The organism is Nocardia sp. 2TAF39 (assembly GCF_052114905.1).
GTDB lineage: Bacteria > Actinomycetota > Actinomycetes > Mycobacteriales > Mycobacteriaceae > Nocardia.
The window spans coordinates 1-5,288 of record NZ_JBFRFQ010000100.1; the positions used below are offsets into that span (position 1 = coordinate 1).

Sequence of the window (5,288 nt, forward strand, 5' to 3'; positions counted from 1 at the left end):
AAGGTCAGATACAAGGTCAGATACACACCCGACAGCAACAAGATGATGAAGCTGTAGAGCGCGATCTCACCCAGCAGGAACGACCAATGGGTCGGGAAGACCTTGTTGATCGACCGTTTCATGAAGGCGGCGGCGCGATACCGTTCGTCCGCCTCGTTGGCTTGGGCTGCCACAGAAGGGCTCATGAGCGACGCTCCCAGTAGGCCGGGCCGAGCGGCTCGATGAAGTCGCCGTTGGCGACCAGGAACCCCTCAGCGTTGACGGTGATCGGCAGCTGCGGCAGTGCGCGAGCGGCGGGACCGAAGACCGGCTTACCCCATTCGGTCGCCGAGAACTGCGACTGGTGGCAGGGGCAGAGGATCTTGTTGGTCTGCTGCTCGAACAGCGAGGTCGGGCAGCCGAGATGGGTGCAGATCTTCGAGTAGGCGAAGTAGTCGCCGTAGTTGAAGCTCTCCTGCCCCTTGCGCTTGATCGCCTTCTGCGCGTCGTCGGTGCGCAGGCGGATCAGCATGACAGCGTTGCGGATACCGCGCAGCGACTGCAGAGTCGCGTGCTCGTCGCCGCGCCACTTCTCCTTCCAGGGGAACACCGTCTCCATGGCGCCCGCGTCCAAATCCTCGGGACGCACCAGCACGATATCCTCCGGGCGACCGGTGTCGCGTCGGATGAAGACGGTCTCGCCCGGGAAGTCCGGAGTCCAGCCCGAGACCCACAGCGGCGACTTGTCGCCCTTCGCCCACGGGTTCTTGATCATGCCGCCGACGAACACCAGCAGAGCGCCGATGCCCAGCACGCCGACGCCGGCGCCCGCGGTGCGAGTGATCATCTTGCGGCGACCGAGGGTCGAGGTGTCCAGCGCGTCCTGCAGTTCGGCGACCAGGGTCCGTCGCTCGACCTCGGGCGACGGACCGTCATGCCGGTCCTGGATGGACAGCTCCGCCGGGATGAACAGCTTGCGGATCAGCACCACCGCGACGCCGATGACCAGCACCGAGATACCGAAGCTGAGGCCGACCAGCGGGGTGAACAGGGAGTAGAGCCCGTGGCCCTCTTCTTCCTTGCCCTTGAACTCCCACGGCCAGAACAGGAACACGCCGACCAGCACGGCCGCCGCGATGCCGGATACGGCGAACCAGAAGGCCACCGCACGCTCGGCGCGCTTCTCCGCACGTGTGCCCGGGACCGGGAAGCGCTCTCGCCGGTAGGCGACGTCTACACCGTCGCGCTCGGTACCGAGCGCGACCAGCTCGTCGCGCGACATCGCGTCCAGTTCCGCCTCCGTCGGCTCCGCCGGGGTGGTGTGCGCCGACTGCTCGTTCGACGGCTCAGCGTCGTGGCCCTCATCCGGCCGAACCATGTCGTCTCGCTCCTTATCGCTCATGCCTCCACCTCGCTGGCGCTCGGCTCCGCCATGACCGAGAACTCGGCTGTGCCCTTTGTTCGCTCGCTGCGCTCGCTCATGCCTCCACCTCGCTGGCGCTCGGCTCCGCCATGACCGAGAACTCSGCTGTGCCCTTTGTTCGCTCGCTCATGACCTGGATCCGATCCACATCGCGGCGCCGACGACGAGCGTGATGCCGACCACCCAGATGACAAGAGCCTCGGTCGCCGGGCCGAACCCGCCGAGATCCCAGCCGCCCGGACTGTGCTCCTCGGTCGCGTTCTTGACGTAGGCGACGATGTCGCGCTTCTCCTCCGGGCTCAGCTGACGGTCGGAGAACTTCGGCATGTTCTGCGGACCGGTGAGCATCGCGGCGTAGATCTGCTGCTCGCTGGCAGGCTCCAGCGGCGGCGCGAACTTACCGGAGGACAGCGCGCCGCCGCGTCCAGTGAAGTTGTGGCAGGACGCGCAGTTCAATCTGAACAGCTCGGAACCACGGGCGACGTCCGGGCCACGCAGCGACTCCTGCGCGATCGCACCGTTCGCGTCGCGGATGACGGTCGGGCCGCCGCCGTTGGCCGCCACGTACGCGCTCAGCGCGTCGGTCTGGTGCGCGTCGAACTTCGGTGGCTTGCGCTGCGCCTGGGCCTCGTTGCGGGCCATCGGCATGCGTCCGGAGGACACCTGGAAGTAGACGGCCGCCTCGCCGACGCCGATCAGGCTGGGACCGCGGTCCGCCACACCCTGCAGGTTCGCGCCGTGGCAGGTGATGCAGGAGGTGTCGTAGAGCTGCTGGCCCTCGCGGATCAGCGCAGACTGGTCTTCCTTCGCGGTCGCGCGCTGCGGGTCCGGCGTCAGCGCTGATGCCAGGAAGCCTGCTCCGACGAGGCCCACCAGCAACGCAAGCCCGCCCGCGATGCGACGGCGAACGCGGCGCTGCCTGCGCGTCTTGCTGGCCTCGCCGTTCCCGGGGCTCGCGGGCTCTGGCGCTGACGGGGGAGATGAACTCATCTGTGTCCCTTTGAAGTAGACGGAACCGACTTGTGCAAAAGGCTTGTGGAGTTTGGCCGGCTCAGCGGACGAAGTAGATCGTGGCAAACAGCCCGATCCACACGATGTCGACGAAGTGCCAGTAGTACGAGACGACGATCGCCGCGGTGGCCTGAGCGGGGGTGAACTTACTGACCTTGGTGCGGACCAGCAGGAACACGAATGCGATCAGACCACCGATGACGTGGAGACCGTGGAAACCGGTGGTGATGTAGAACACCGAGCCGTAGGCGCTGCTGGCGATCGAGGTGCCCTCGCGGACCAGGTTCGTGTACTCGTAGCCCTGGCCACCGACGAACATGGCGCCCATGATCAGCGTGATGACATACCAGCGGCGCAGGCCGAACACGTCGCCCCGCTCCGCGGCGAACACGCCCATCTGGCAGGTGAACGACGACGCGACCAGCACGGTCGTGACCGGCACGGCGAGCTTCAGGTTCAGCTCGGTCGGTTCCGGCGGCCAGTTTCCGTGCGCCTGCGCGCGCGCGACGAAGTACATCGCGAACAGGCCGGCGAAGAACATCAGCTCGCTGGACAGCCAGATGATGGTACCGACGCTGACCATGTTGGGCCGGTTCAGCGAGTGCACACGCTGGGTAATGGCCGATCCTGGGGTCCCTACTGCGGTCGTCACGGGGGTAAGTATGACTCGTCGTAGTACGACAGGAGTAGCCGGGTGGGAAACTGGCCGCTCCCTGTCGGAAAACGCACGGACAGACAGGCTCTCGACCAGGCGTCGGTATACCCCGCCGGGATCGTGGCTCGGGACGGACGCACCGCCAGCATGACAGGCGAGGGTAAGGAAAGGCTGAGATGGAGGTCAATGTGATATCGCGACCGTGGCGGCGGATCTTCGGGCGAGGCAAGCGAGCGACACTGGACCCGAGCCGTGCCGATCTGGTGGTGGTCGCGTCCAGTTTCGACGACGCGGAGGCGTGTTCGGCGGCGCTGGAGCGGGCCGGCACGCTGACACCGGACGCACCCGCGGTGCTACGGCACCATCTGCGCATCCCGCCCTGGCACGTCGAGACCGTCCGCGCGATCGCCGCCCAGGACGGATACGCACCCGCGCCGCAGGTCGACCGGCCGGGCACCGACGAACTCGAGACGCTGATCCTGCAGCGGGTCCAACTGCTCGACGCGCTGCACTGCTCGCAGGAGCGCTCGCGTATGGCCGGTCTCGCGCAACGTTACGACGGGACCGCCGACGGCTGGGACGCCCTGCAACCGAACCCCCGCTTATAACCGATCGCGGACTAGGCTGCTTCCCGACAAACTGGTGCGCGAACCAGTGTGACGGGAGAAGTGGAATGAGCGTGCGCAGCTGGCCCCAGGTGCTCGGAACCCTCGCCGACGGTGGCGACCTGGCCGCGGACGACACGGCGTGGGCGATGAACGAGATCATGTCCGACAACGCCACCACCGCACAGATCGCCGCGTTCGGCGTCGCCATGAAGATCAAGGGTCCGACGCCGACGGAGCTGACCGGCCTGGCCGCGGGCATGCTCAACCACGCCCGCCTGGTGCACATCGAGGGCGACGCGGTCGACATCGTCGGGACCGGCGGCGACCGCTCTGGCTCGGTGAACATCTCCACGATGTCCTCGATCGTCGTCGCGTCGGCCGGGATACCCGTGGTCAAGCACGGCAACCGGGCTGCGTCGTCCAAAAGCGGCGGCGCCGACGTGCTGGAGGCACTGGGTGTGCGACTCGCGCTCGGACCGGAGGCGGTAGCGCGCTGCGTGCGCGAGGTCGGCATCGGGTTCTGTTTCGCGCCGGTGTTCCATCCAGCCCTGCGATTCGCGGGCGCGGCGCGCAGCCAGATCGGCATCCCCACCGTGTTCAACGTGCTCGGGCCACTCACCAACCCGGCGCAGCCGCGGGCCGGGCTGGTCGGCTGCGCGTTCGCGGAACTGCTCCCGGTGATCGCGGGCGTGTTCGCCGAACGCGGCGCGAGCGCGCTGGTGGTCCGTGGCAACGACGGGCTGGACGAGATCACCACCTCCGACACCACCACCGCGTGGATCGTGTCCGGCGGACAGATCAGCGAGACGACCATCGACCCCACCCGCATCGGCATCCCCCGCGTCGACCTGGACGCGCTGCGCGGCGGCGATGCCGAGGTGAACGCGGGCGTCGCCCGCGACGTGTTCGCGGGTGGCAGTGGCGCGGTCCGCGATGCCGTGCTGCTGAACTCGGCCGCCGCGATCGTGGCCTACGGCTGGTCCCGTGGCGCCGGCACCTACGAGGCGGACCTGCACGCCGCGCTCGCCGCTGGGATGGAACGCGCCGCCGAGGCGATCGACACCGGCAAGTCGGCCGCCCTGCTCGAGCGCTGGGTGAAGCTGACACAGACGCTCAGCGATAGCTGAGGCCCTCCACCTTCCGCTCTCATCAGTGTCTCGCCAGCGTCGTCCGCGGGTACGGCTCGCCCGAATCCTCCGGTGACATGGTCGGCATATCGCGCCGGATAGGCACACCTTTCTTTCCGGCCGAGGGCGTGTTGGTCGACGACTGAGCCGCCGGGGACTACTCGCCGAGCGAGAAACCCGCCTCCACTTCGGCACGCGAGTACGACTTGAACGCGATGTGGGTCGTGGTGCGCAGAACGCCGGGGGTCTTGTCGATCCGACCGGTCACCACCTCGGCGATCTGCTCATGGTCGCGCACCCGCACCATCGCGATGAGGTCCACATCACCCGCGCAGGAGTAGACCTCGGTGACACCCTCGGTGTCCGCGACCGCCTGCGCGGTCTCGGGGATGCGGCCGTTGTCGGCGTGAATCAAGACGATCGCGGTAATCATGGTGCTCAGCCTAAGGCCTCGATCCACCGACACGGCGTAGTGGTGTGGTGGG

At 67.5% G+C, this 5,288-nt stretch carries 6 protein-coding genes and 1 pseudogene; 2 read left to right on the forward strand and 5 right to left on the reverse strand.

The features are described 5' to 3' along the window. The 4 genes and pseudogenes from AB4Z47_RS30280 to ctaE form a co-directional block, all read right to left on the reverse strand. Positions 1 to 185: pseudogene (locus AB4Z47_RS30280) on the reverse strand (cytochrome b); the annotation flags it as partial. After that, a complete protein-coding gene (gene qcrA / locus AB4Z47_RS30285; RefSeq protein WP_441956083.1) occupies positions 182 to 1,357 on the reverse strand; it encodes a cytochrome bc1 complex Rieske iron-sulfur subunit in 1,176 nt (391 codons plus the stop codon). The gene qcrA and the pseudogene AB4Z47_RS30280, both read right to left, overlap by 4 nt. Before the next feature lie 171 nt (positions 1,358 to 1,528). Beyond that, entirely contained in the window at positions 1,529 to 2,392 is an 864-nt protein-coding gene (gene qcrC / locus AB4Z47_RS30290; protein WP_441956075.1) for a cytochrome bc1 complex diheme cytochrome c subunit, read from the reverse strand. 61 nt (positions 2,393 to 2,453) lie between these two features. After that, positions 2,454 to 3,065 carry an aa3-type cytochrome oxidase subunit III gene (gene ctaE / locus AB4Z47_RS30295; protein ID WP_441956077.1) on the reverse strand — a complete coding sequence of 204 codons (612 nt, stop codon included), beginning with the start codon at positions 3,063 to 3,065 and terminating at the stop codon, positions 2,454 to 2,456. Between the two features lie 179 nt (positions 3,066 to 3,244). On the opposite strand from ctaE, the gene AB4Z47_RS30300 reads away from it, so the two are divergent. Both AB4Z47_RS30300 and trpD read left to right on the forward strand, forming a co-directional pair. Beyond that, positions 3,245 to 3,676: a hypothetical protein gene (locus AB4Z47_RS30300; protein ID WP_441956079.1), complete on the forward strand. Its 432-nt coding sequence runs from the start codon at positions 3,245 to 3,247 to the stop codon at positions 3,674 to 3,676. A 65-nt stretch (positions 3,677 to 3,741) separates the two neighbouring features. Next, a complete protein-coding gene (gene trpD, locus AB4Z47_RS30305; RefSeq protein ID WP_441956081.1) occupies positions 3,742 to 4,803 on the forward strand; it encodes an anthranilate phosphoribosyltransferase in 1,062 nt (353 codons plus the stop codon). 157 nt (positions 4,804 to 4,960) lie between these two features. Here the strand turns inward: trpD and AB4Z47_RS30310 are convergent, their stop codons facing one another. After that, positions 4,961 to 5,236 carry an Lrp/AsnC family transcriptional regulator gene (locus AB4Z47_RS30310; protein WP_327114474.1) on the reverse strand — a complete coding sequence of 92 codons (276 nt, stop codon included), beginning with the start codon at positions 5,234 to 5,236 and terminating at the stop codon, positions 4,961 to 4,963. Positions 5,237 to 5,288: the final 52 nt, after the last annotated feature.